The following is a 23,943-nucleotide window of genomic DNA, read 5'->3' on the forward strand; positions in this document are numbered from 1 at the left end:
GCTATTGGAGGCAGAATGAATATGGATGAATTTTTCGACCGGTTTCACATAGTGATTGAAATGCCACCGGCGCCCGATTGTCGTTTTGTGGGATCATGGCTCCTCAAAGTGGCAGAAGCGGCAGCCTTAGTCTCTCAACTGCGGTCGAATCCCACGTTCGCGCGGCTCATTTCCAACATGGCTACTGAACCGACCATCGAAGCCGCCGCTTTGGAGGTTGTAAGCGCGTTGCGGCATGATCCTGTGTGGCCCTTCCATGCCACCAACCCGAACATCGCTCTGGCCATTGAAATTGGTGACTTGACCGGCAATTTCGGGACGGAGTTCGCGATCCTCGTGGAATTCGGCTTCTTCATCCTCAAGGGCGGCCGTTATCAGATGTCCGTCCCGAAATCGGTGACACCTCAGGAGGCGCTGGAAGCCGTGCGGAAAGTCGCTTCTACCGATGTGGAGCAGGCAGGACCGGAGCCGACGCTGATCCTGCATACGATGCCCAAAGCTAGAGCTGAAGCGATGGCGCAACAGTTGCGCGACGCTACCTAGCGAGGTGATAGCCAAGTGCCGTAGGCGGGGAATCGCTGCATGAAAATTGTCTCGATCGGGTCCTTCCCAGGCCCAGGCTACTGCGGGTCGCACTTGCGCGCAGCATATTTGTACCGTATAGTACAAAATGAGGAGTCAGAAGGAAAATGGCGACAATCGCCCAAGCGGCAGCTCACATCTGTTGCTCGCGGTCGCAGTTCGATCAATATCTTGCCGAAGGCGTGATCACGCGTCAGCCTTCCGGCAAGTACGATCTCGACCAAGTGCGTCGCGAGGTTTTGGCGCACCTGCGTTCGGTCGCGGCCGGTCGGGGAGGCGCGGCGGGCAATAATCTAACTGAGGAGCGCACGCGCCTTGTGGCCGCGAAACGTCGCCGCGAGGAGCGCCGGGATGCTTTCGAGGCAGGCCAACTTGTGGAGCTCGAATCCGTCTGCCGTTGTCTGGAGGAAACTCTCGTCGGCATGCGCAATCGGCTACTCAATTTACCTGGTGAGACAGCCTATTTGCTCGCCATGCGTCGGCAGGAGGAATGCTTTCAGGTTGTTGATGATGCTGTTCGGGCGGCCCTCGAAGAAATTGCCGATCCTGCCTGGACTGCTGCGCGTATGACGGCTGCGGGCTTTGTGAGCAAGGGAGTGAGGATCGATGACAAAGAAGACGACGTCGCCGATATTGCTTGAGAGTAAACCGCGCGCCGGCCTTCGTATTCTCGCCAACGGCGAGGTGGAGATGATGACGGAGGCGGAAACGTATGCGCTGGTCATGCGCGCTATCCGCGAAGGCATGCGGGGTGCTGGCTGGCCGCCGTTGGAGCAGACACTGCACTGATAATCCTGAGGTGTTCAACCGCTCACTTCGCGGTCATAAAGTGATGTTCGCCGATTGTCCGGTCGCGGTTGTCCGTGCGCGCCAGCCCTGTTCGAACGCAGGCAAAATCAAGAGTTGGCTATCAGGCGGGTGCCGCCGGGTCGTCCCACGCGATCAGCGGCTTCCTAATGTTCTCCCCGATCCCCGGATTGCACGTCGTAGCCCGCTGCCCGCAGATCACGGAGCAGCTCGGCCGGCATCAGATGGACTTGGCGAAAGTTCGTAAGTCGAGGCTTTCGCTTGGCGAGATATCGATGCCGGACGTACCGGCCGGCGTGGGCGTCGCCTTCGACCCCGTGGTCTTCCACCAGGAAGATGCTATCTCTCGTCGGTTTGGAGAACCTGTAGGTGAGTTCGAGGCTTCGGCGACTATCGATTCGGCCGCATGCATCGGGCCGGCCCCCTGAGCCGTGGAATCTGACGTCATGCCGCCCGGGCCATCGAGCGTCGCCGGCGCTTCACATGCTGGATGAGTTGCGCGAATGTCATGGCATTGAGCACCCGGTTGATGCTCATGATCCAACCGAAGGGGAGCGCCGCCTGGTGCCAGCGCCCAGTCCAGGTCGAGCCTCCCAGGGATGGGCGTTGATCTCCACGGCGACGTCGTGCTTGGCGCAGGCGCGTAGCACCTTCTCCGGCCGCAGGCCCGGCACCCTGAAGAGCCTCCGGGACGCTGGCGGAACTCCCTTACGCAGTTTCTCCAGACTTGGATGTGTGCCGGTGCGGTGAAGCTTGGTGACGATGTCGGCGATGGCGTCGCCGACGCCAGGGATCTCGGTCAGCCTGTCCTCTGCGATCAGACGCTCGAGGTCGGCCTTGAGCCTCGCCACGTCTCGCGCCTGGCGAAGCGTCGAGCATCTTGCCGGCGAAAAGGGAGCCGCACTTCGTCCATCCGGCGTAAGACCAAGTGAACCGCGATGCCAAGCATCGCGCCAGGAAGGATTGATCTTGCCCAGCGTCTCCTTGGCCGTCCCTCGCTCCGGCACCGCCTTGCGGGGAACACAGGAAGCGCTAGCCATTACGATTCTTGGATCAACATCCTCAACTCTAGCCAAACGATCATAGCTTCCAACGACGATTCGTCGCCGGCAGATCCGGGTAGCGTCCATATCAACGATTCATTCCTGGCAGCAACACTAAACGCCGGCACCTACTATGTGCAGGTGGGTCGCTGGGCCAGCGGAGATCCTGACGGAACCACATTCAATGCCGCCGTCAACTATGAACTGCAGGTCTCATTGACTCCGCCGACAGTTACCGATCCTCTGATCCTCGATCTCGGGCAGAACGGATACACATTTTCCTCAATCGCCGAAGGGGTCTCGTTCGATATAAACGGCGATGGGACGCGCGAGCAGGTAGCATGGAACTCCTCTGGCGATGGGCTCCTCGCAATGGATCTCAACGGTAATGGCTTGATTGACAATGGTACCGAACTATTCACTCCTGTTTTTGGTACAGGCAGTTTCTCTTCAGGTGCTGAAGCTCTTGCGTCGCTTGACTCCAATCATGATGAGTTGATCGATAGCAACGATCAGGCGTTTCAGAATCTTCTCATCTGGAAAGATCTCGACGCTGACGGTTCAACCGACGAAGGTGAGCTTACGAGTCTTTCCGACGAAGGCATTAAGTCAATTAGCGTACCCTCAACGCCAACGAGCAATGAAATTAGCGGCCAAGAAGTAATAGGAGAGGGCGTTTTCACACGGACCGATGATTCCTCAGGTTCCTATGTGGAAGTGGCGCTCGAGATCGCGACGAATGCTCCGCCGGAGAACAAACTGCTCGCCGGTGGAGAGGGCGACGACGTGCTCTTCGGTTTGCCGGGGATCGCCGAAACGTTGACGGGGGGCACCGGCGCGGACACGTTCGTCTTCAATGACGTTAAAGCTGTCGACTTGGTCGCCGATTATGAGTTCGGCGAAGACAAGGTGGATCTGACCTCGCTGTTGCATATCGGGGACGGTGATATCGGCGATTTCGTGTCCTACGACTCGCTGAAGGGCACACTTACGGTCGATCTTGATGGCACAGGCGAAGGCGAAGCGGTCACGATTGCAAGTTTTAATAGCAGGCCACAGAATTTGACCATCATTTTCGATAACGGTTTTCATATTCTGTAATGGCGCCGCACGGCTGTTAGAGCATAAGCGCTGAGGAACGGTTTTGGACCTTGACCCGAAGGTTGTCCCTTCGTGCATGCGCTTGGAAGCTGGGTAAGTGATGACAGGTCGAACGCCAAGGGGCGTCAGCTTGATTACATCGAGAAGTATCAAGGCGGGGTTACCGGCGCGGCAAGGCCGAGAACCTGCTGAAACTGTGGGGTGAAGAAACGTGCGACTGAGAGCTTGTGCAATCAGCGAGGAACCCCGAGGACTGCAGGCCGGCGGTATAGTGTCGCCTAGCCAACGAGATCCCAATGGTGCAGAGTTGAAGCTCCTTGAGCGGGGGCGAGCGATGAAAGGTCTGTTGGCGGCTACGGCTGCGATGCTTTGTCTTCAGCGAGGCTGAGGGAAACGAGCACGTATCGGCCGGACGAAACACGCCACGGAGCCCGTCGTGCCGAAACTGCGATGACACGGCTTTGGGCCTGCGAGCGAACCAATCTGCTTGCTATTGTTATTCTCTACGTCGGCGTTATCGTGCGCAAGCGGCGAACCCGCGATGGCTACCAAGTAATTGCAAAGGGAGACTCGCATGAAATTCATCAGTAGCTGGTCTGTACCTCAAGGCACTTTCAATGCAGCGGTTGCGCGTTTCTTAGAAACTGGTGGCGCTCCGCCCGAGGGGGTCAAAATGTTGGGGCGTTGGCATGGGATGGACGGTAAGGGATTCGCGATCTCTGAATCGAGTGATCCAAAGGCGATGTATCGTTGGGTCGCCCAATGGGCTGACCTACTCCCGTTGACCGTCACTCCCTGCCTGGAGGACGCAGACGCCGGCGACGTTATGGCGTCCCTACCCAGGCGTTGACCTTCAATCTGAAATCATAGCCACCGCGGCCAAGAGTATGGCCGCGGTGGCATCCAATCCCTATGCGCCCTCCACGACGAATGTCTGTTTATCAGGGTAGACCGGAAGAAAACCGGCCGAGTGCCAAACGGCGCTTTTGACCAAGCAGACCATCGGATCGCTCTAGGTCGGCTTAATTCGGTTTTTCCCTCAGATAACAATAGGCAGCACTCTCAGGTACACGTCTGATGACCGAGTTCGTCCTGCCAGAAACACACTACTCAATTCGCGAAGTATGAAAGACTTTCGGCCAGCCCCGGCACCATTAGGCAGTTTGCACTGCTCAATGCATCGATCGACGTGAGTTCGCTGCTTGATAGCGTCCGCGCGCCAACACTGGTTCTGCACCGGCGCGGGGACGTGCAGGTGCCCGTCTAACATGGCCGCGACTTAGCCGCCGGGATTCCTGGGGCGCACTTCATCGAGTATTCCGGAGACGACCACACCCCCTATTTCGGCTTCAGTGATCGCGAAGAGTTGCTTGGCGATATCGAAGAGTTCATGACCGGGCAGCGCGACAGTGCACAACAGGACATAGATCGCGTTCTTGCCACCGTCCGGTTCACGGATATCGTCGATTCAACGCGTCGTGCTACCGAAACCGGCTACCGAGCTTGGCGCAGATTGCTCGACAGCCACGATGAGTTGGCATCGCTGATGGTCGAGCAGCATCGTGGCATTTTGATCAAGTCCACCGGGGACGGCATTCTAGCCACTTTCGATGGGCCGGCCCGCGGCGTCCGTTGCGCTCTCGCCTCGGAGCAGCTGCAAAACAGATCGGCTTGCCCATTCGCGCCGGTCTCCACACCGGTGAAATCGAGCTCAGGGGGCGCGATATCGGTGGTGTGGCTGTGCATGCGGCTTCGCGCGTCATGAGTCCGTCGCAGCCCGACGAAGTTCTGGTGTCACGGGTCGTCACCGATCTCGTCGCTGGTGCAGGCCTGACGTTCACCGAGCGGGGAAGGTAGCGTGCGCAGGGCGGCGAATCGTTTACGCATCACGGGCCAGCTCATTGACGCCTTGACGGGTGCCCATCTCTGGGCGGACCGTTTCGACGGCGCCCTCGAAGATGTATTCGAGCTGCAAGACCAGGTGACTTCGAGCGTGGTCGGCGCCATCGCGCCGAAGTTGGAGCATGCGGAGATCGAGCGCGCCAAGCGGAAGCCGACCAAAGACCTCGACGCCTACGACTACTACCTGCGAGGGATGGCGAGCACCTATCGCGGGGCTAAGGAAGATGTCGGCGAAGCGTTGCAACTATTCCACAAAGCGATCGAGCTTGACCCCGATTTCGCGTCGGCGTACGGCATCGCCGCCTGGTGCTACTACTGGCGCATGACAAACGGTTGGACGACCGGCCGTGAGGAGGAGGTCTCAGAGGTTAATCGATTGGCAGGTAAGGTTGCGGAGCTCGGGAACGAGGATGCGGTCGCGCTCTCTTTCGGAGGGATATCTTCTCACGGTTCGTGAACGTGGGACCGGATTTCGTTGGTTTTTAATGTCTGTTGCTGGCCCGAAACAGACCACCCGGGCCGGTCTAGCGATGTTCGTTGTTCGGGGGTAGAGCGGAAGTGGCTGGCGGAACGTGAAACCGACGCGATTGACCCATTGCAGACTTGATAAAATGCCGCGATTGCAAATCCTTCCGCAATCCGAGGCGGACCGGACATGCGCCGGAAGATCCGCGAGGAGCGCTTTTGACCCTACCGCACATTGGGCGCGACGCTTTCGTGCATCCACAGTCCGCGCCGGGTGACCTAGGAACTGAAAGGACCGGCAGCCGTTGGCCTGCATCACCGCCCGATCCTCTGCTGTTATCGGTGACTGAGAGCCCGTGTGCTCCCGCCTAAACTTCAGCGGTGAGCCGATGTGTGAAAAGTGCAAAGAGCTAGACGAGACAATCGCGCACTACTGGCGGCTGGCAGCCTTCCCCTTCGATCCCCTCACCGCGGAACGTATTACCGGCGTGATCTGCGACCTACAGCGCGAACGGGACGCAATGCATCCCATCGTTCTGCCGTGGTCAGAACTAGGCCGCTGACAGCCATTTCGCCGCGTTCCTGTGTGCATTTTTCGATATCGCTGCGCGCTATTTAAGCCTAGGGTGTCATCCATCACCGCCCGATCCGTGGCATCTATCGGTGACTGAGAGCATTGCGCTCCCGCCTCAACCCAAAAGAAGGCGGTCAGATGTCCGATCCCGGCAAATTCAACATTCGTGAGTGGCTCGTACCACCGTTATTGGTGCCGATCTTCCTTGTACTGCTGATCGCGGTCGTGGCCATTCTATAGCGGTAGGTTCCCTTAATCGCGGCCGAGTACCCCAGCCCCAAGCCGAGACAGGAGACAGAAATGGCAAACACAGCAATCATCAGGGATGCCTATGGGGTCCCGGCAATTTTTGTTGGTTCGAAAACAGGACGGGACGATGCGCCCTTTGTTTTCGTCAGGGTCGGAGATGAGGAGCGCCGGATGCGTTGGTCCGAATGGGATGCTCTTCCGGCCTGGGCCGGCGCGCGGCCCTCTTGGGCAAGTAAAATTAAATAGAGGGGATGATCAGCATGACGATGGCCCGAACACGGACATGGACGGCGGCGCTTTTCCTGGCATCAGTATTCGGTGCAGCCACGCCAGCCGCTTTCGCCGCGGACCCGAACTGCCGTGCTATCGAAAGCGCCAGCGCGCGCCTCTCCTGTTACGACGCTGCGTATCCTCCAAAAACGAGGAAGCCCGCCGAGACCGGTACCGACTCATCGTCAGGCTACAAGGACCCCTTCCTTGCGGAAGAAGCCCGGACCGCCGCAAAGCTGAAGAATATTTGTCGCGGTTGCTAAGTTTCGCGGCTGCGCCGGTATGTTCCGAACAGCTCCGATTCAGAGGGCCAGTAGAATGACGAAAGAGGATGCTAAAGGTCGTCGAGTGGGCCGCCAGCGAAAGCGTGCTCTTCACCTGGCTGGCACTGTGATAGATAAAAGAGCAGACGACTCTGCGAGCTCCAGGGTCCAATCGAGGAGAAAGCAGCGTCTGCTTGAAGGGCCTGCGGAATTTCGAGCGGATCGCGTTGATCGTTCTAACAAGACCTCGAGCGACGATGAGTGATCCAGCCGGCGGCCGCCGGGGCAGTTTGCAAAGAGGTTGCGAGGAAACGAAACAAAGCGCTCGCTATGTCGCAGATAAAGGCGCACTGTCCCACGGCCACCGAGCGGCCCGTAGCATCTATCGGTGGTGTGAACGCAGTTTGCGCTCCCGCTCAACGCCACAGTGGAGCATCAAACATGTCGGCTCGACGTATCCCGAAACAATCATCGACATTCGAGTACCGTCTCGCGCAAGAGGCGGTTAATTTGCGCCAACAGGCCAGCGGGATGCCCCCTGGCATCCGCCGCACCGAGCTCTTGCGAAAGGCCCGGCAGATCGATGTTGCCGGAGAGGTTAACAAGTGGCTGACCTCGCCGGGAGTACAGCCCCCAATCTAAGCTTTTTCGGCAAAGCGATGAACCTCGGCACGACGCCTGGAGACTAATTCTCATCGGGATTTACTCTCACCCTCCCGGGGCTGGTAAACCGCCGCCTGCGCTTTATTTAAGCGGGCGGCGTTTTTGCTGGTGTCTCGTTTGATCTTTCCGATGTTCCAATTAGGGCCGCGCGGCGGGCTGTCCGTATAAGCCCGTGATAGGAACGACTCTCCGCCACCGAAATTTGGAAATTGGTCTGTGGCGATACCCGGCTTAAGGTCCCGCCATCCACCCGGGACGGCCTATCGTCTGACGCGCGTTGGGCGATGGGCCGGTTCTCGCAAGGCGGGTAATCGTAGCCGAACCTCGGCCGCTTAGTCGATTTTCGAAGTGTCCTGAGTTGACCTAGAACTACTGCGCGGTAGCGGGATTAGCTCGTGATGGCAGAGTCGTTCGGCAATTCGTTTACACTCGTCGAAGTGACCTCGGACGACGCGCCCAAGCCAAAGAAGCAGATGTGGCTCGCCTTAGCCAAGCCAAGTCAGGCGCTGACGCTAGTGCTCGCGGCTGTTCCCGAAGGCTGGACGGCGGAAGTTGTACCAGCCGTTCTTACTGAAAAGCAGCAAAGGAACTTCGAGGAACTCAACCTCGAACCAGGCGAGGTTTACAGGCTCGCTCCAGAGTAAAGCCCCCTCAGCTGGCGAAGCGATCACCTTGCTTTAGCGACTGCGAAGAAGCGACGGGATTGTTGCCGCACCGATGATAGCCGCTTGCCCGGTGCGGGTTCGCCATCCGCGGGATGTCCGCTTCTGGCCCAGGCCGTGTGAAAATCCGGCAACTTGGGGAGCTCCGGCGCATTGCGGCCGCCGAGCTTCTAATTCGGTGGAATCGACCTCCTGTCATCTCGGTGGCAACCAGGAGCTTCGTGCAGGCGCTGATTTGGTCGTGCAGAGGCCGGCCTCACGCCTGCATCGCCTCCAGCAATCCGCCTACGCCCACGAGCATCATCACGCGCTTCATGTTGTAGGCGAGCACGTTGAGCGCCATCTCGGTGGCCACCTTTGGCAGCTTTTTCGTGAGAAAGTGCGTTGCTCCCATCCAACACTTCATCGTGCCGAACGGATGCTCCGCTGTCTGACGGCGGACACCCATTGCATTGGGGTTGTGGTCGAGCCGATCCTGAACTTTTTCCAGAACGGCCTCATGCTCCCAGCGTGAGATGCGGCGCTCGGGACCTGTCGTGCACTGAGCTCTTAGCGCGCAGGTCTTGCAGGTGCTTGTCCAATATCGGCGCAGTGTCTTTCCGTCCTCTACGTTCGTATAGTGATAAGTTAGCCGCTCGCCGGCGGGACAGCGATAAACATCATTGGCGGCGACATAGACGAAGTCCTGTTTGCCGAAGCGGCCAGCAGCCTTGGCGCCCGAAGTCATCGGCTTCGGCAACGTCACCGTGATGTCGGCTTCCTCGCAGGCCCTGATCTCCTCGCCATCGTAATAGCCGCGATCTGCCACGACTTCGAGAGTCTCGACAGCCATCTCGTCGCGAGCCTGCCCGGCCATGTTGGCGAGTTGGTGTCGATCGCTGCCCACGTTGGTCACCTCGTGAGCCACAATGAGATGATGCTGCGTATCAACTGCAATCTGCACGTTGTAGCCAACGATCCCGGTGCCACTTGTCGCCATCGAGCGCGCGTCAGGATCGGTCAGCGAGATCTGCTTGTCCTCACTCTTTATCATCTCCGCATTGATCGCGTTGAGCCGGATGATCTCCTCCTTGAGCTTCTCGATCTTGCCCTTTAACCGCTCAACCTTCGCCTCCGGCACCGCGTCGCCATGCCGATCAGCGGTCTCGAGCTGCGAGAGATAGCGGGCGATGCTCTCATCGATCCGCTCAAGACGCCGCTTCATCTTGGCCTCGGTAAAGTTCTTGTCCCGCGCATTGACAGCCTTGAACTTTGACCCGTCAATGGCGACGCTTGCTGCACTGAACAGATCAAGCTTGCGGCACAGTGCGACGAACTCGCGACAGACCTCACGAATGGCCTTGCCATTGTCCTTGCGGAAGTCCGCAATGGTCTTGAAGTCCGGCGCCAGCTGCCCGGTCAACCAGATCATCTCGATATTGCGCTGGCATTCCCGCTCCAGCCGTCGGCTCGACGGCACGCGATTGAGGTAGCCGTAGATGTAGATCTTGAGCATCATGCCGGGATGGTAGCCGGGTCGCCCCGTGTCGAGTGGCTGGACGCCAACGAAGCCGAGCTTATCCAGATCGAGACCGTCGACGAATATGTCGACCGCTCGGACCGGATTATCCCCGCTCACATAGTCATCGAGCGACGACGGAAACAGCGTGCTCTGCCCCCGATCCAACCCTTCAACAAAGCGCTTCATCAGATGCCCCGCAAAATCGCAGGGAATCTTATCGCCCGAATCACAGCAAACAGAGCCTTTTCACACAGCCTGGGCCCGAAGGCGAAGATCGCGATGGCGCCCGGCACGTCAGACCTGAATGGGCATCGCGGCATCGTCGGGTGCAGCGTCGGAATTTCGCTCGCGCCAGATGACGGTACGACGCGCGAAAAGCTCCTGAAGAACGCGGACATGGCGCTGTACCGGTCCAAACTGGACGGCAGGGGAACGTGGCGGTTTTTCGAGCCGGCAATGGACGTAAGCCTGCAGAGCCGCCGAGCGCTCGAAATCGATCTGCGCGAGGCTATGGGGAAGGACGAGTTCACTCTGTTCTACCAGCCGATTTATGACTTGCGGACGGACCGGATCAGCGGCCTCGAAGCATTGTTGCGCTGGCAGCATCCGAAGAGGGGGTTGGTGCCGCCCGACCAATTTATCCCGCTTGCAGAAGAAATCGGTCTCATCGCCCCGCTCGGAGAATGGGGTCTCAACCGTGCGTGCAAGGAGGCGGCGAATTTGCCGACCGAGTTCAAGATGGCGGTCAATGTCTCGGCGAGTCAGTTTCGCGATCCGAAACTCGCGAGCGTCATCGCCAACGCGCTCGATATGTCAGCGCTGGCGCCGCACCGGCTCGAGCTCGAAATCACTGAATCAGTTCTCCTTGGCAACAGCACCGAAACGATCGCGACCCTGCATGAGCTGAAGGCGCGTGGGCTGCGGATTGCTTTGGACGATTTTGGTACCGGCTATTCGTCGCTGAGCTATCTCCGCAGCTTTCCCTTTGACAAAATCAAGATCGATCAGTCCTTCGTCCGTGACGCAACGGCGACCAAGGGATCGAAATTGATCGTAAGGGCGATCACCAGCCTCGGAAGAAGCCTTGGCATGACAACAACAGCGGAGGGGGTCGAGACGATTGAACAGTTGAACCAGATGAAGGCGGAAGGATGCAATGAGGCGCAAGTATTCTTGTTCAGCCGGCCGGTCCCTGCAACCGAACTCGCATCAACGATCCTGAGCTTGCGAAACGGCCTCAAGCGAAGCGACTGGAGTAGAGCGAGAGCTAGCTAAGCTTGCACGGCGTCATGTGGCTCAAGGTCAGCGAAAGCGATCACGGGCGCCTGAAGTCATCTCCTCGGCAGGCTTGCAGCGCTCCACCGCGAGCGCGTCTCGGGCGAGGGTCCAACTCCTTAGCCGCGCCAAGATTTTTCTTCGGCTGGTGCGGGCGTGGCAGCTTGAATGTCTGGATCTCAATGCAATTTCCTCGGTCGCATTGACCGTGATCGAGCTAGCGCAGGCGGATGCATTGGCGAAAACCTATCAGGCGTTCATGGGCGCGATGGCCAAAACCCCTTCATGCAGAAGGTGTGGGGCTTCGCGATCATTTCGCAATTGCTCGTGCTGCTCTGGCATCAGGTCGGGATCCCGGCCATCGTCGCGCTCGGGGTCATCACCCGCTATCCGTCGAGCGGCACCACGGTTGAGTGGGCTTATCTGCTCGTCGGCGCATTGATGGGCCTTGGCCCGATGGTGCGCGCCGGCCCGAGAGCGGATCGTTCGCCAATCGGCTCGAGCCGCATCCTGGGGAAGGAGGCTGCCAACTGAACAGGCCTAGCGCTCAATCGTCCGGTGCCTCGCGTCCTTTGGTGGTGAGCTGGTATCGATCGCCGTCCTTCATTAGCCAGCCGCCATCGACCATGCGAAGTGCAAAAGACTTGCTGCAAACCGGATGGCTGCCCCCGGGTATGTAAAGCATGTTGTTCAACTCGACGAGGTAACCGTAGAGACGGGCCTGCCGCAGCGCATTGCGCATTCCTCGTGAAACAACCAACATAACGCTTTCTCAAGCATGAGCCCGAGAGAACGTTCCTCTGTTGGCAGGGGCCGGGTTTAGCTCGGGACAAGGGGCGCACGGTGCCGGAAGATCGCTAGCTGGCGGTCCTCCTGCCACAGCTCAACATCATCGCTCGCGGCGAGAGACCAGGCATGCTCTTCGGCGTCTTTTTCATTCTTGCAGATCAGATCGACACGCGCTGTGATGTGTCCGCCGGAATCGAGAATATAGGCGCGGTACTGGAGCATGGTCGACCCTCTCAGGATGATTGCCGTGACTTTGGAGATACCAACCAGTTGCTAATCCGGACGGCTGTTTCGGCGCGCACGCTCTTGCGCAGGAGAGCCTCGCGCTGTTCTCCGGGCGGCAATTCCATTGCTCGCTTTCGCGTCAGGCGTGCGTGGTCTGCGAGACGCTCTTCCAGGGACGTTGTCTGTTTCCGGCGATTGCGTCGCACGGCTATCTACCCGGTGATGGCTCAAGCCCACCCGACAAAAACTGTCGGAACCGACGAGAGTTCCTAAACTGGTAGTGCCCCTGCGCAGGCGTTTACGTGGATGGGCGTATCCCGGCTAAATTGAGCCGCCCCGGCGGTCACAGCTCGCGCTCCATCGCCGGATGGCTGCGGTTCTTGATCCAGAACTTTTGCCGGCCGCCGCGGTACGGCCGATCGCGATGCTTGGAGACCAAGCCCTCAAGTCCCATTCGGCAGGCGGCCCGGAACAGGTCGGGGCCGATCTCGCCGCGCTCGAACGGCGCCACAGTGATCCCGTCCGGCCGGCGGGCCAATAGCTGCTCCAGGTTGGCCTTGCGGATATGGAGGGGCAGAGACCGCAGATCATCGCCGCCCATCGCGAGAATGTCGAAGGCGTAGAGCTGGACTTCGTGATCGTGCTTGCGGGAGTGCAGCGCGTTAAAATCTGAGATGCCATCCACTCCGAGCACCACGGCCTCGCCATCGACGATGAAATGCTTCTGTCGGATCTTCAGCGCGGCATCTGCGATCCAGGGATACCGTTTTGTCCAGTCGCTGCCATTACGGGATAGGAGGCGCACACGCTTATCCTCCCGGATGACCAGCATCCGGTGGCCGTCGTGCTTCACCTCGTGAATCCAGTCTGGCCCCGATGGGACCTGCTTGCCGGCGGTCGCCAGCCAGAGCTCGTATGCCTTAAACATACCGAGCAGATAAATAGTTCGGCGCGAAATTGCGAATCCCTGCCTCAGCGCCCCGCCGCTCTCTCCACGAACTTCAGGACGCATGCCGGCACTTCGTGCTCGACAAGTCGGCGGCGTAGCTCATCGGCGATCTCTACGGTTACATCGCGCGACCATCCCTCTGTCGTGTTGAATGCCACGATGCGAGTGGGATGCTCATACAAGCCGTCCATCAGGTCCCGCATCAGCGTCGCGCGACCGGTGTCCTCTTCGGCTGTTTCGCACCAGGCTCGCCTGCCGGCAAATTCCTCGACCACAAGGTAGACATCCGGGTCTGCTGCCACATGAGGCACAATCGACGGGGAGCGGCTCATACCCCAGGAAACTCCAACAAAATTGCAAGTTCCATCATCGATATTGCGCTATTAAATCGAGAAATAAAATAACACATAATACAAATTAAACAATTTAAATCGTGCAAATTATTTAAATTTGAATTAGGCTAGGAATGGTTCGGGGAAATTGCGAGGCGAACCATGCACTTCCTATCAGCGGGTGACCTATTTCTCATATCCGCGATGACAGGGACGGTCTTGCTGGTTGAGATCGGACTTTTCATCATTTTGGGCATGATCTAACGGACGCCAGGAAGCGGGGCTTTACAGCATCACCGTTGCTTCTTGCGCTGCTTGCCTGCTCTCTTTTTCGATTTCAGAACGTCGGCCTGGCTTTGGAAGGCGCGCGCTAGCCTCCCGCAGTTGCTCTGATACTCCCGCATCTGCGGCTGCCTTTGCGGCGCGCGCGGCCTTTTCAGCTTGTTTGCGCAGCTGTTTGAATTTCCTTCGCCATGGATGAGCTCCTTGCGCGCCCGCCGCTTGGCCGCAGAAATTACATCATCGCGCCGCCGATGAGGAGCCGGACATAGGTGCCGCTCTCGTGCAACTCAAGCCAGCCGCGTTCGACGGCATACCTGATGCCGGCGCCAAACTCCTCGCCGGTGGCTTTGAGTGTGTAGAGAAACGGCGCGTTGATCTTCTCGATATGGATGCGGCCGTCCTGAACCGGCTCGATGCCGGAGGCGAGTTCGACCAGCTTGCGGGCTGCGGCTTCCGGGTTGGCGAAGGGACGTTCGGCGGTAAGTTTCATGCGGCAGTCAGGCGGTGGGCAGTGCGGATGTGGGAGTCGAGTGTGGGGGTGGTGACTACCTCGCCGCAGAAGCAACGCGCAATCCCTTCCGGCCGCTGTGCGGGCAGCGGAAGCGCCAGATCGTGCATGCGATCTATCCAGGCTATCCAGTCTCGCTGGCGGCGCCAGGCCTCGTAATCGGCCTCCGAGCGCGTGGCCGCTAACTCCTGCCACGCGGCCTCGAAGCCGGTACGGGCGGCGTCAAAGGTCTCGGCAATACCGTTACGGTGCTCCCCGGGGGCGGTGCCGGGATAAAAGCCGCACGACCAGCCCCACTGCGGAGCCGAGTTTGGCACGCCGGCGCGGCGGCCGACTACGCCGACACGGATATCGCCGAAATAGATGAGCCACGTCTCGCGGTGTGGGTCGTTTCGGTCGCGGCGGCGGGTGAGGGCGGGCATGCCGCCATCAAAGCGGCCTGTAGAGCCGCGTCAAATTATCAATCCCTTGGGCGATAGAACGGCGGCGAGCTACTGCGGGTCGTGGGTGTGGAGAAGTGCCATTGCGCTGCTACGTTAGCCGGCTTTGCGCTTTTTCGCCGCCTTCTTTGCTGGCGCCTTGGCCGGCCGTGCCGCCGGCGGGCCTTTCCCGGAGGCGAGACTTTGGCGTAGCGCGTCCATCAGGTTCACGACGTTACCGGGCGCGGCCCTTTTCACCGCCGCGATCGGCAGACCCTTCTGCTTTTTGGCGAGCAGTTCGGCGAGCGCCGCTTCATAGTGGTCCGCGAATTTCTCCGGCTCGAAATGGCCGCTCTTCTGCTCGAGGATGTGCTTTGCGAGGTCGAGCATGTCCTTGGTAACCTTGACATCCTGGATGTCATCAAAATATTCCGCCGCGTCCCGCACCTCATAGGGATAGCGCAGCAGCATACCGACGAGACCCTTGTCGCGGGCTTCCAGCGCAATGACGTGCTCGCGGTTGGTCAACACCACACGGGCAAGCGCGACCTTGTCGAGCGAGCGGATGGTCTCACGGATCACGGCAAAGGCGTCGTGGCCGACCTTGCCGTCAGGGACGATGTAATAGGGACGCACAAGGTACAGGTCGTCGATCTCACTTCGCGGGACGAACTCATCGATCTCGATGGTGCGGGTGGACTCCAGCGCGATGTTCTCGATCTCGTCCTTCGTGACCTCAAGGTATCGGTCCTTATCGACCTGATAGCCCTTGACGATATCTTCGTTGGACACTTCGTCGCCGGTCTCGGCGTCGACCTTGAGATAACGAATTCGGTGCCCGGTCTTCTTGTTAATCTGGTTGAAGCTAATCTTTTCGGATTCCGAGGTCGCGGGAAATAGCGCGATCGGACACGTCACCAGCGACAGCCTCAAAAACCCCTTCCAATTCGCGCGCGGGGCCATGAACGCAAACTCCACCTGTACCGATTAGGGTCAATATAGGCGGAGGCCGGGGAAAGTGGAGTCAAACCCGGCGTTTACCGCATTCAGGGCAGGTATCGCCGATGCCGCACATCGCTTCCTCCAGCGCGGCCAGGCAGGCCTCCGGAGTGGCGCCAGGGAAGGGGATCCTCCAAGCTTCCCCGCGCGCTCGGTTCCAGGCGTCGGGATCGGCGCGATCGACGCTATAGCCATGGTGCTGGCACGCCCTCAACACCTCTTGCTCGATCAGCGTGCCGAGCGCCCAGCCTTGCAACGTGCGATAGGCGGGGCGGGTGGCATTGAGCGGCAGCTTGCGTTGCCAATGGATCGGCATGGTCGCGTTCTCGAATCAACTACACCGCTCAACTATACCATCGAGGTCAACCTCGCCGCGCGAGCAGCCGAGTTATGCCCGCTCTTTGATCTGCGCACCGCCCAAGAAGGGGCGGACGTGCTGCGGACCGTTCGCGCTCGAATATTGGCGGTGTCGTCGCGGGTCGCGGCGCTGCTTGTTCCTATCTGGACTAGACGTGATGGAAATAGAGGCTGAGATGCGCGCCAACTTGCTAATGGTTCTCTTATTCCCGGATTAATGCGGATTGCGCGCTGCTTCTGGGGCGAGGTACTCAAAAATGTCTTTGACGCCGAGATGATCCTTGATGCGGCGGGCTTCCAATAGACGACACCAGGCGAGTAGCACGGATCGGTGCTGCCCCGGTTAACAGAACCTTACCTCGAACTCACAAATTACGTCCGCTTCGAGCCCGTTTTCTCAAGCCGCTTGCCGTATGAGAGGAGCAAGCCGGGGGCAGGAGTGCGCGGAGCGAAACGAATGCATGTGACAATGCCAAGCACGATGCCGGCCAAGCGGCTGCTGGCGCTTGGCATCGGTCTCATATTGGGCTTCTCCGGTATCTGTGCGACCATCCTCTGGGAAATGGCGCAGAAGGATTTTCAGCACGCGAAGGAGGCTGCGACCAATCTCGTGGCCAGCATCGCAAGCGAGATCGACCGCAACATCGAGCTCTATGATCTGTCGCTCCAAGCCGTCGCCGACGGCGTGAAACTGCCCGAGATCAACCGCGTCAGTCCTGAGTTGCGGCAGGTCGTCCTGTTCGACCGGGCCGCCACGGCAAAGGATTTGGGTTCAATTCTGGTTCTGGACGCAGCGGGCAATGTCAGGCTGGACTCCCGAACCCCCACGCCGCGTCCGATGAATTTTGCCGATCGCGATTTCTTTCGCGTGCATCAGGCGCGGCCGGATGCAGGGCTGTTCATCAGCGCACCGTGGGTCACGTCGGGTGGAGAATACCTCATCAGCCTGAGCCGGCGCATCAGCGGCCGCGACGGCTCCTTCGACGGCGTCGTCGCCGGGAGCATGCGGCTGAGCTATTTCCATAACCTGTTCAGGAAGCTGGATTTCGGCGCCCAGGGTTCCATGGCGCTGTTTAGCAGCGACGGAACGATCCTGATGCGTGCCCCCTTCGACATCACCAAGATCGGGCAGAGTATCAAGGACGCCCAGACCTTCAAATATTTCCCCGCGCACAGCTCCGGTTTCTATTCGACGAAGTCCATTGTTGACCACATCAGCCGCCTGTACGTCTTTCAGCAGGTCGGCACGCATCCCTTGCTGCTGGCGGAAGGCGTCGCGCTCAAGAGTATCTACGCAGATTGGTGGCAACAGCTGTGGTGGATCGGCCTTGTGGTGGCCGCGCTTGTCGCATTCTCGATCGCTCTGATGTTTTACCTGCTGGCGGCGCTGAAGCGCCGCGCTGCCGCGGAAAACCAGCTCGCGGTCCTGGCCACAACCGACACCTTGACGAGGCTCGGCAACCGACGCCGCTTTGATGATGCCCTGGCCGTCGAGTGGCGCCGGGCCACGCGCTCTCGCATGCCTGTCTCGCTGCTGATGATCGATGTCGATCACTTCAAGGCATACAACGACAGACACGGACATCAGGCTGGCGATGCCGTACTTGCAACCGTCGCGCAATGTATTGCGAGCAGCACGAAACGCACATCCGATCTCGGTGCCCGCTATGGCGGGGAAGAGTTTTCCGTGCTGCTGCCCGGCGTCGGCAAGAGCGGGGCATTCGAAGTCGCTCGCCAGATCCGCGAGAAGCTGACGGTCCTGCGCCAAACGCAGGGCGAACTGCCGACGGTCAGCATTGGACTGGCGTGCATGGTCCCTGGCCAAGACTACGTGCCGCATGATCTTGTCAGGGCGGCGGACATAGCGCTTTACGCGGCCAAGCACGAGGGACGCGACTGCGTGATCGGCAGCCCGGGCGGGGATCTGATCGCAAGCGGGAAACGAGTAGCCTAGAACTGGATGAGATTAGGTTGCATCGGCCGCCAACAGAGCCGGTGCGCCCGAGAAAACTGACCCAGTGTTCGGCTGGCTCTCCAATTCTTCGAATGGCTCCGGAGACGCGTTGCACCCGCCTGCGCTTAGCGGTCGGCGCCTCGCCGCGGCTCGCCCCATCCCCGTCTTCGAATCCTCAGTCGTCAGTGTCTGAGCACCTGATCCAAGCATCGGATCGCCTGCGGACCAACGTCAAGTTGTGGAACTCTTCCATTTCTCCGTCGATGTCGCGCACGGGTGACAGAAAATTCGGCGAGCAATGGTAGGTTGAGCGTCTGGGGGCCGCAGTCGATTCGACACTGGGGTCAAAAATGAAAAAAGTCCTGCTCGGCACGGTAGCGCTCATCGCGCTGGCCGCTCCTGCTTCTGCCGCTGATCTGGCGGCTCGCCCATACACCAAAGCGCCGCCGCCGATGGTCGTCCCGATCTACGACTGGAGCGGCTTCTACCTCGGCCTCAATGGCGGCGGCGGCTCAGCCCATAAATGCTTGGATGTGGTCAATGCCGGCGGCGTGGTCGTCGCTCCGCCTCTTGCCATGGGGTGTCACGATGCGACCGGAGGCACGGCTGGCGGTCAGATCGGCTACCGCTGGCAGACGGCGAACTGGGTGTTCGGTGTGGAGGCGCAGGGCAACTGGGCCGATTTCAAGGGCTCGAACATCAATCTCGTCTTCGCCGGCGTCCAGGATGAGACCAAGATTGATGCATTCGGCCTGTTCACGGGCCAGGTGGGCTACGCCTGGAACAACGTGCTGCTCTACGTGAAGGGTGGCGCTGCGGTCGTTCGCGACAAATATCGGGTTGTCGATTCTGCGACTGGGCTCACCATCAACGACGGCAGTGAAACCCGCTGGGGCGGCGCGGTAGGGGCGGGCCTTGAATTTGGCTTTGCGCCGAACTGGTCCGTAGGCGTTGAATACGACCACCTGTTCATGGGCCACCGGGACGTGGATTTCTTCTTTTCAACCGGAATCGTAGGTGCTCCGGCGGGCGCTTTTGCAGGAACCGCCCGCATTGGTCAGGACGTCGACATCGGTTTGGTCCGTGTGAACTACCGCTGGGGTGCCCCAGTCGTCGCGAAATACTGACATGCGCACGAGCAGAAGCGTTCGATCGCTGCGCAAACCCGGTGTAGTCGACCATTGAGGAGCGCGATGTCTGGATGCGCGCACCGTGGGATGAAGCCAAGACCCTACAGCGGCCTTTGCTAGTTGATGCGCTCAGGATCGTGATGCGCGGGGTGGAGAAGGAAGGTCGGGCGGCGGCCTAGAGCCCACGTGTTTGGAGGACAGCGGAACGGTTCGATAGCCACGCGACGAACGGGTACGCCAGAAGGGATAAATAGCTCGATGGCATCGGATGATCGGCGCCAAAGGCTTTTGGCTTTCGCCCAGGTAGACGCTTCCGAACAGCAGATCGATGAACGAAGATGCCAGCGAGCTTTTGTCGCGAGTTTCCTGCTACAGTTCGCTAGCTAGGCCTAGGTCAACAAGCGGCGAAGTTTGCAAATTCGTGCAAAAAGTTGTTCGCGGTCGATCAAATAGCTCCAGTGTAAGAATTGCTTAAAGCGGGATCGTTACAACTTCTACTAGCATCGGGCTGTTGGCAATTGGTCCGGGTCCAGGGGAGAGAGACGCCGCCTGTCAGATGTATTGCGACGGGAGGGCATTACTAATTGAGTCCTTTGGGGGAGCAATTCATGTTTGCGAAGACGCCTATCCGCACCAAAATCACCGCCGTCGTTGTCGGCCTCTTGCTGGCACTACTCGCCACCAGCGCGTTTGCGATCTGGAAGATGCAGGTGATCAACGCCGCGGTCATTGACATTCAGACCAATTGGCTTCCGAGCGTCCGCGTGCTCGGCGAGCTGCGCGCCACCACCATCACTTACCGCAACGCGGTACGACAGCACCTCTTGACGGAGCGTGCCGAGGATAAGGCGGAGTTTGATAAGCGGATCGAGCCGATCGCCGTAAGGGTTGCGCAGAGTATTGCGGAATACGAGAAGCTCATCTCCAGTCCGCAGGAGCGTGCGCTCTACGACGAATGGCGAGGTCTCTGGAACGAGTACATGAAGGGCGCGCAGGAGGTGCTGCGTATGTCGCGCGCAGCGGCTGGTCGCTTTCCCCAAGAGGCCAATGAGCTCAACAGCAAGACTGTCAATCCCATCGGCCTGAACGCCGACAAGGTCCTGGCTAGTGCCATCGACTTCAACAACAAAGGCGCTGGCGAGGCGGGAGTGCAGGCCGCGGGCGCCTACAGCCGTGCCTTCAGCATGCTATTGGCGATGGCGACGATCGCCGGAGTCGTCGGCGCTCTCGTTGCCTTCCTTTTGGTAAGAAACGTCTCGCAAGGCATCGCCGCGATTGTCTCGCCGATGCAAGCCCTCAGCGGAGGCGATCTTTCGGCGGCGGTGACGCATCGGGGCGAGCGCACCGAGATCGGGCAAATGGCCGATGCGTTGCAGGTGTTCAAGGAGGCACTGATCGCCAAGAAGGAGGCAGAGGAAGCCAGGGCCGAGCAGGAGCGGCAGCAGGCCAAGCTCCAGCGGCGCGAGATGGACCGACTTGCCGACGCGTTCGAGACTGCGGTGGGCGAAATCGTTCAGACGGTCTCCTCGGCTTCGAGCCAGCTTGAAGCATCTGCAAGCACGCTGAGGGCGACGGCTGAGCGCACGCAGGACGTGGCGACCGGCGTCGCCGCGGCTTCCGAGGAAGCGACGACCAATGTCCAATCGGTCGCGTCCGCTTCCGAAGAATTGGCGGCTTCGGTGGGAGAAGTCGGCCGCCAAGTGCAGGAATCCTCGCATATCGCAAGCGAGGCGGTCCGACAGGCCGGAATAACGAATGAACAGATCACGCGTTTGGCGCAGGCGGCCGCACGAATTGGCGACGTCGTCGATCTCATCAACAGCATAGCAGGCCAAACCAATCTCCTGGCGCTCAACGCGACGATCGAGGCGCGCGCGCAGGTGATGCCGGTCGCGGCTTCGCCGTGGTGGCGAGCGAGGTCAAGGCGTTAGCCGAACAGACCGCCAAGGCGACTGAAGAGATCAGCCAGCAGGTCGGGAGCATGCAGGACGCCACGGGAAAATCGGTCGCGGCTATCACGGATATCAGCGGCACCATTTCCAGAATGTCGGAAATCGCCACGGCGGTCGCGGCTGCGGTGGAGCAGCAGGGCGCGGCGACGCACGAGATTGCTCGCAACATCCAGCAGGCGGCCCAAGGCACCGGCGAGGTCAGTTCCGGCGTCGCCGACGTGCAACGCGGCGCAGCCGAAACGGGCAGCGCATCGGCTCAGCTCCTGTCCTCCGCCGGGCTGTTGTCGCGCGATTCAACTAGACTCAGGGACGAGGTCGCAAATTTCCTGCGCACTGTTCGGGCGTGACGCGCTCCTGAGAGTGGGTGGCCAGTGGTTCGGCGCGCGGCTTGCCTAGTATTCGCGCCGACCGACAGCGAGGAGGATTGCGAGTAGTCGCTTCATCTCGGCAATGAACGACCAAGCCTTCGGGTGGTTGCGCTGATACTTCCCGGAGGCGATGCCGGTGATCCTGTCTATGGACGAGGAGCGCGATGTCTGGATGCGAGCGCTGTGGAATGAGGCCAAGGCGTTGCAACGGCCGTTGCCGGATGGTGTACTCAAGTTGATGATGCGTGGAGCGGACAAAGAGGACCGAGCGGCAGCATAGTCTGTCCGTCCGGTGTAGCCTAGATGCGCGTGACCTCCGAATAACCGAAGTCTCGAAAGAATCGGCCAAGTTAACACTTCCTTCCTCCAGGGTATCATTCGGGGAGCCCGGCTCGCCGCAATCCTTCTTCGTATCGCGAGATGTCTTCGGCACGCCGATAAGGTCCCAGCACGTTTTTGAGGTTGGAAACCCGCAGTGTAGGATTGAGTTGGCGCAGGCGCACGACCGCCTTCTGCGCTTGATCGAGCCTTCCCGCCATCGCATTGCTCGCAGCGCCGATACGAAGTAGAGGTTGAGAGTTTGGATTGTCCTGCAACGCCATTGCCGCCCACGATGCCGCTTCGTCATAGCGACTTAGGAAAAAATGTGCATGCGCAGTCCCAGCTCGCATCGGTGCGCCCCACGGATCAAGTGGGCTTAGGCGTATGGCACGCTTGAAGCGCTCGATCGCTAGCTCGTATTCGCCGAGCCAGTTCTTTACCCAGCCACCGCAATCCCACGCCTCGGCCACATTGGAATTGAGCGCAAGCGCGCGATCGATTAAGGCGGCGCCTCGATCGAGATCGCGAACAACATATGCCAATGCCCATCCGCTATCAGCGAGCGCGATTGCGTCATCCCTACCTAGCTCAACCGCCCGCTGAGCGAGCCTCGATACCTCGGCCACCTCCTCCGGTGTGAGTGAAATCCAGCCAAAGGCCTTGGCATTGGCATAGCAAAAGGCGGCACGAGCGTAGGCTGTCGCAAAGTAGGGGTCCAGCTCGATCGCGCTGTTGAATAGGTGCAGTGCCTCGCTGCACGCTTGCTGACTAGCATCCTGATAGGACTTAGCTAAACCGCGCAAGTAGTGATCATAGGCGTCAAGACGCTCGGTTGCCTTGCGTGTGGCACGCTCTATCTCGGCTCTCTCCACCGCCGGCGCGATTGCTCCGACAATGCTCTCCGTCACCTGGTCCTGCAGATCGAAAATGTCGCCGAGTCCACCATCAAACCGGTTCGCCCAAAGATGCGCGCCAGTAGCGGTATCGATAAGCTGTCCCGTGATGCGCACCCGGTTTGCCGCCCTGCGAACGCTTCCTTCCAACACATAGCGAACTCCAAGCTCACGCCCGACTACCTTCACGTCGACGGCGCGACCCTTGTACGCGAAGCTGGAATTGCGTGCGATGACAAACAGCGCCTTGAAATGAGATAGCGCCGTGATGATGTCCTCGACCATTCCATCGGCAAGGTAGTCCTGTTCGGGATCCCCGCTCATGTTGGTGAAAGGTAATACCGCAATCGACGGTTTGTCCGGAAGCGCCAGTGCGGGGCTTGCCGATTGCGTCCGCAGCCCTGTAGCTGGTGCTGGCACTCGGAATACGTGGACCGGTCGAGCGATGTTCTTGAGCTGCCGCTCGCCGAGATCCTCAAAGACCAGATCTAGCTTGTCGCGTACTTGATCGTGCACGACTCTGCTCACGCAAATCCCATTGGCTTCGGCGAGGGCTTCGAGCCGTGCCGCAACATTGACACCATCGCCGTAAATATCGTCGCCGTCGATGATAATGTCCCCGAGATTGACGCCGACGCGGAACTCGATGCGATGGTCCGCCGGGACGTCCTCATTGCGACCCTGCATAGCGCGCTGGACCTCGACCGCGCATTCGACGGCTTCGATCACGCTCGAGAATTCGATCAGGAGGCCATCGCCTGTTGTCTTGACGATGCGGCCCTGGTGCTCGGCAATGTTCGGCGCGATCAGTTCTCGTTGATGCGTCTTGAGCGCCGCCAAGGTCTCGGCTTCGTCGACACCCATCAGCCGGCTGTAGCCGACAACGTCGGCGGCGACGATAGCGGCGAGCTTCCGGGCCATGCCCATACCTGTTCAGGTTCGAGGGCTAGAGCCAGTCTACCCGAATAGGCGCCGACGGTCATCAGGTCCGTAGCGTTTCCGTAATTCCGTTATGGATCAAAGGCTGCCCTCGTTAGCCAGCATGACCTTGGTCGGGTCACCTGTATGAAGCGGACATCCCCGCGCTCTGGGCTGAGGTCAGCGACGT

General features: G+C 59.7%; 24 protein-coding genes and 2 pseudogenes. 15 read left to right on the forward strand and 11 right to left on the reverse strand.

The features are described 5' to 3' along the window. The 3 genes from CWO91_RS32745 to CWO91_RS32755 all read left to right on the forward strand — a co-directional run. The coding region (locus CWO91_RS32745) for a hypothetical protein (RefSeq protein ID WP_208753098.1) at positions 1-543 on the forward strand (543 nt) is incomplete at its 5' end. Between the two features lie 146 nt (positions 544-689). Next, positions 690-1,223, forward strand: a complete 534-nt coding sequence (locus CWO91_RS32750) for a hypothetical protein (protein ID WP_165405884.1) — start codon at positions 690-692, stop codon at positions 1,221-1,223. Beyond that, a complete protein-coding gene (locus CWO91_RS32755; protein WP_130219661.1) occupies positions 1,189-1,371 on the forward strand; it encodes a hypothetical protein in 183 nt (60 codons plus the stop codon). The genes CWO91_RS32750 and CWO91_RS32755 overlap by 35 nt, the downstream gene beginning before the upstream one ends. A gap of 551 nt (positions 1,372-1,922) precedes the next feature. Here CWO91_RS32755 and CWO91_RS32760 read toward each other — a convergent pair. After that, a complete protein-coding gene (locus CWO91_RS32760) occupies positions 1,923-2,240 on the reverse strand; it encodes a hypothetical protein (protein ID WP_433995593.1) in 318 nt (105 codons plus the stop codon). Positions 2,241-2,327: 87 nt separating this feature from the next. Here CWO91_RS32760 and CWO91_RS32765 point away from each other — a divergent pair, with 87 nt between their 5' ends. From CWO91_RS32765 to CWO91_RS32800, 6 genes and pseudogenes are all read left to right on the forward strand, one after another. Next, a complete protein-coding gene (locus tag CWO91_RS32765; protein ID WP_130219662.1) occupies positions 2,328-3,533 on the forward strand; it encodes a M10 family metallopeptidase C-terminal domain-containing protein in 1,206 nt (401 codons plus the stop codon). Positions 3,534-4,107: 574 nt separating this feature from the next. Then, positions 4,108-4,383: a DUF3303 domain-containing protein gene (locus tag CWO91_RS32770; RefSeq protein WP_130219663.1), complete on the forward strand. Its 276-nt coding sequence runs from the start codon at positions 4,108-4,110 to the stop codon at positions 4,381-4,383. A 540-nt stretch (positions 4,384-4,923) separates the two neighbouring features. Further along, positions 4,924-5,298 (forward strand): hypothetical protein, encoded by a 375-nt coding sequence (locus tag CWO91_RS32775; protein WP_130219664.1) that lies wholly within the window; start codon positions 4,924-4,926, stop codon positions 5,296-5,298. Between the two features lie 84 nt (positions 5,299-5,382). Next, a pseudogene (locus CWO91_RS32780) lies at positions 5,383-5,871 on the forward strand (CadC-family transcriptional regulator); the annotation flags it as partial. Positions 5,872-6,774: 903 nt separating this feature from the next. Further along, on the forward strand, positions 6,775-6,969 hold the full coding sequence (locus tag CWO91_RS32785; RefSeq protein WP_130219666.1) for a hypothetical protein: 195 nt from the start codon (positions 6,775-6,777) through the stop codon (positions 6,967-6,969). A 1,348-nt stretch (positions 6,970-8,317) separates the two neighbouring features. Continuing rightward, complete coding sequence (locus CWO91_RS32800) at positions 8,318-8,563, forward strand: hypothetical protein (RefSeq protein WP_130219668.1); 246 nt, start codon at positions 8,318-8,320, stop codon at positions 8,561-8,563. Between the two features lie 274 nt (positions 8,564-8,837). Here CWO91_RS32800 and CWO91_RS32805 read toward each other — a convergent pair whose 3' ends face one another. Then, a complete protein-coding gene (locus CWO91_RS32805; RefSeq protein WP_130219669.1) occupies positions 8,838-10,268 on the reverse strand; it encodes an IS1182 family transposase in 1,431 nt (476 codons plus the stop codon). Positions 10,269-10,271: 3 nt separating this feature from the next. Here CWO91_RS32805 and CWO91_RS32810 point away from each other — a divergent pair, with 3 nt between their 5' ends. Continuing rightward, a complete protein-coding gene (locus tag CWO91_RS32810) occupies positions 10,272-11,357 on the forward strand; it encodes a putative bifunctional diguanylate cyclase/phosphodiesterase (protein ID WP_208753099.1) in 1,086 nt (361 codons plus the stop codon). A 285-nt stretch (positions 11,358-11,642) separates the two neighbouring features. Beyond that, the gene (locus CWO91_RS32815; RefSeq protein WP_130219670.1) at positions 11,643-11,891 is read left to right on the forward strand and encodes a hypothetical protein; all 249 of its coding nucleotides are present in this window, start codon (positions 11,643-11,645) and stop codon (positions 11,889-11,891) included. Positions 11,892-11,904: 13 nt separating this feature from the next. On the opposite strand, the gene CWO91_RS32820 is transcribed toward CWO91_RS32815, so the two are convergent. The 8 genes from CWO91_RS32820 to CWO91_RS32860 all read right to left on the reverse strand — a co-directional run bounded on the left by CWO91_RS32820 (position 11,905) and on the right by CWO91_RS32860 (position 16,176). Further along, on the reverse strand, positions 11,905-12,120 hold the full coding sequence (locus CWO91_RS32820) for a hypothetical protein (RefSeq protein WP_130219671.1): 216 nt from the start codon (positions 12,118-12,120) through the stop codon (positions 11,905-11,907). Between the two features lie 56 nt (positions 12,121-12,176). Continuing rightward, complete coding sequence (locus tag CWO91_RS32825; RefSeq protein WP_130219672.1) at positions 12,177-12,368, reverse strand: hypothetical protein; 192 nt, start codon at positions 12,366-12,368, stop codon at positions 12,177-12,179. A gap of 346 nt (positions 12,369-12,714) precedes the next feature. Next, positions 12,715-13,299: an RNA ligase family protein gene (locus tag CWO91_RS32835; RefSeq protein WP_130219674.1), complete on the reverse strand. Its 585-nt coding sequence runs from the start codon at positions 13,297-13,299 to the stop codon at positions 12,715-12,717. Between the two features lie 44 nt (positions 13,300-13,343). Beyond that, the gene (locus tag CWO91_RS32840; protein WP_130219675.1) at positions 13,344-13,652 is read right to left on the reverse strand and encodes a hypothetical protein; all 309 of its coding nucleotides are present in this window, start codon (positions 13,650-13,652) and stop codon (positions 13,344-13,346) included. Between the two features lie 514 nt (positions 13,653-14,166). Then, a complete protein-coding gene (locus tag CWO91_RS32845) occupies positions 14,167-14,424 on the reverse strand; it encodes a hypothetical protein (RefSeq protein ID WP_130219676.1) in 258 nt (85 codons plus the stop codon). Continuing rightward, a complete protein-coding gene (locus tag CWO91_RS32850; protein WP_130219677.1) occupies positions 14,421-14,864 on the reverse strand; it encodes a hypothetical protein in 444 nt (147 codons plus the stop codon). Before CWO91_RS32850 ends, CWO91_RS32845 begins: the two co-directional genes overlap by 4 nt. Positions 14,865-14,978: 114 nt before the next feature. Beyond that, positions 14,979-15,824, reverse strand: coding sequence for a Ku protein (locus tag CWO91_RS32855; protein WP_130219678.1), 846 nt, complete (start codon positions 15,822-15,824; stop codon positions 14,979-14,981). A 61-nt stretch (positions 15,825-15,885) separates the two neighbouring features. Beyond that, positions 15,886-16,176: a hypothetical protein gene (locus tag CWO91_RS32860; protein WP_130219679.1), complete on the reverse strand. Its 291-nt coding sequence runs from the start codon at positions 16,174-16,176 to the stop codon at positions 15,886-15,888. A 498-nt stretch (positions 16,177-16,674) separates the two neighbouring features. Between CWO91_RS32860 and CWO91_RS32865 the strand changes: the two genes are divergently transcribed. From CWO91_RS32865 to CWO91_RS43395, 4 genes and pseudogenes are all read left to right on the forward strand, one after another. After that, on the forward strand, positions 16,675-18,171 hold the full coding sequence (locus CWO91_RS32865; protein WP_130219680.1) for a sensor domain-containing diguanylate cyclase: 1,497 nt from the start codon (positions 16,675-16,677) through the stop codon (positions 18,169-18,171). 350 nt (positions 18,172-18,521) lie between these two features. Continuing rightward, on the forward strand, positions 18,522-19,298 hold the full coding sequence (locus tag CWO91_RS32870; RefSeq protein ID WP_165405885.1) for an outer membrane protein: 777 nt from the start codon (positions 18,522-18,524) through the stop codon (positions 19,296-19,298). Between the two features lie 611 nt (positions 19,299-19,909). Continuing rightward, a pseudogene (locus CWO91_RS32875) lies at positions 19,910-21,600 on the forward strand (methyl-accepting chemotaxis protein). A 151-nt stretch (positions 21,601-21,751) separates the two neighbouring features. After that, positions 21,752-21,901, forward strand: coding sequence for a hypothetical protein (locus CWO91_RS43395; RefSeq protein ID WP_165405886.1), 150 nt, complete (start codon positions 21,752-21,754; stop codon positions 21,899-21,901). A 94-nt stretch (positions 21,902-21,995) separates the two neighbouring features. Here the strand turns inward: CWO91_RS43395 and CWO91_RS32880 are convergent, their stop codons facing one another. Continuing rightward, positions 21,996-23,756: an adenylate/guanylate cyclase domain-containing protein gene (locus CWO91_RS32880; RefSeq protein ID WP_130219681.1), complete on the reverse strand. Its 1,761-nt coding sequence runs from the start codon at positions 23,754-23,756 to the stop codon at positions 21,996-21,998. Positions 23,757-23,943: the final 187 nt, after the last annotated feature.

The organism is Bradyrhizobium genosp. SA-3, from assembly GCF_004212635.1.
Lineage (GTDB): Bacteria > Pseudomonadota > Alphaproteobacteria > Rhizobiales > Xanthobacteraceae > Bradyrhizobium.

Excerpts from the sequence above, each read along its gene's own strand:
- CWO91_RS32750 (WP_165405884.1), top strand. The coding sequence starts at position 690 with ATGGCGACAATCGCCCAAGCGGCAGCTCACATCTGTTGCTCGCGGTCG.
- CWO91_RS32755 (WP_130219661.1), top strand. The coding sequence starts at position 1,189 with ATGACAAAGAAGACGACGTCGCCGATATTGCTTGAGAGTAAACCGCGC.
- CWO91_RS32765 (WP_130219662.1), top strand. The coding sequence starts at position 2,328 with ATGCCAAGCATCGCGCCAGGAAGGATTGATCTTGCCCAGCGTCTCCTT.
- CWO91_RS32770 (WP_130219663.1), top strand. The coding sequence starts at position 4,108 with ATGAAATTCATCAGTAGCTGGTCTGTACCTCAAGGCACTTTCAATGCA.
- CWO91_RS32775 (WP_130219664.1), top strand. The coding sequence starts at position 4,924 with ATGACCGGGCAGCGCGACAGTGCACAACAGGACATAGATCGCGTTCTT.
- CWO91_RS32785 (WP_130219666.1), top strand. The coding sequence starts at position 6,775 with ATGGCAAACACAGCAATCATCAGGGATGCCTATGGGGTCCCGGCAATT.
- CWO91_RS32800 (WP_130219668.1), top strand. The coding sequence starts at position 8,318 with ATGGCAGAGTCGTTCGGCAATTCGTTTACACTCGTCGAAGTGACCTCG.
- CWO91_RS32805 (WP_130219669.1), bottom strand. The coding sequence starts at position 10,268 with ATGAAGCGCTTTGTTGAAGGGTTGGATCGGGGGCAGAGCACGCTGTTT.
- CWO91_RS32810 (WP_208753099.1), top strand. The coding sequence starts at position 10,272 with ATGCCCCGCAAAATCGCAGGGAATCTTATCGCCCGAATCACAGCAAAC.
- CWO91_RS32815 (WP_130219670.1), top strand. The coding sequence starts at position 11,643 with ATGCAGAAGGTGTGGGGCTTCGCGATCATTTCGCAATTGCTCGTGCTG.
- CWO91_RS32820 (WP_130219671.1), bottom strand. The coding sequence starts at position 12,120 with ATGTTGGTTGTTTCACGAGGAATGCGCAATGCGCTGCGGCAGGCCCGT.
- CWO91_RS32825 (WP_130219672.1), bottom strand. The coding sequence starts at position 12,368 with ATGCTCCAGTACCGCGCCTATATTCTCGATTCCGGCGGACACATCACA.
- CWO91_RS32835 (WP_130219674.1), bottom strand. The coding sequence starts at position 13,299 with ATGTTTAAGGCATACGAGCTCTGGCTGGCGACCGCCGGCAAGCAGGTC.
- CWO91_RS32840 (WP_130219675.1), bottom strand. The coding sequence starts at position 13,652 with ATGAGCCGCTCCCCGTCGATTGTGCCTCATGTGGCAGCAGACCCGGAT.
- CWO91_RS32845 (WP_130219676.1), bottom strand. The coding sequence starts at position 14,424 with ATGAAACTTACCGCCGAACGTCCCTTCGCCAACCCGGAAGCCGCAGCC.
- CWO91_RS32850 (WP_130219677.1), bottom strand. The coding sequence starts at position 14,864 with ATGCCCGCCCTCACCCGCCGCCGCGACCGAAACGACCCACACCGCGAG.
- CWO91_RS32855 (WP_130219678.1), bottom strand. The coding sequence starts at position 15,824 with ATGGCCCCGCGCGCGAATTGGAAGGGGTTTTTGAGGCTGTCGCTGGTG.
- CWO91_RS32860 (WP_130219679.1), bottom strand. The coding sequence starts at position 16,176 with ATGCCGATCCATTGGCAACGCAAGCTGCCGCTCAATGCCACCCGCCCC.
- CWO91_RS32865 (WP_130219680.1), top strand. The coding sequence starts at position 16,675 with ATGCATGTGACAATGCCAAGCACGATGCCGGCCAAGCGGCTGCTGGCG.
- CWO91_RS32870 (WP_165405885.1), top strand. The coding sequence starts at position 18,522 with ATGAAAAAAGTCCTGCTCGGCACGGTAGCGCTCATCGCGCTGGCCGCT.
- CWO91_RS43395 (WP_165405886.1), top strand. The coding sequence starts at position 21,752 with ATGCCGGTGATCCTGTCTATGGACGAGGAGCGCGATGTCTGGATGCGA.
- CWO91_RS32880 (WP_130219681.1), bottom strand. The coding sequence starts at position 23,756 with ATGGCCCGGAAGCTCGCCGCTATCGTCGCCGCCGACGTTGTCGGCTAC.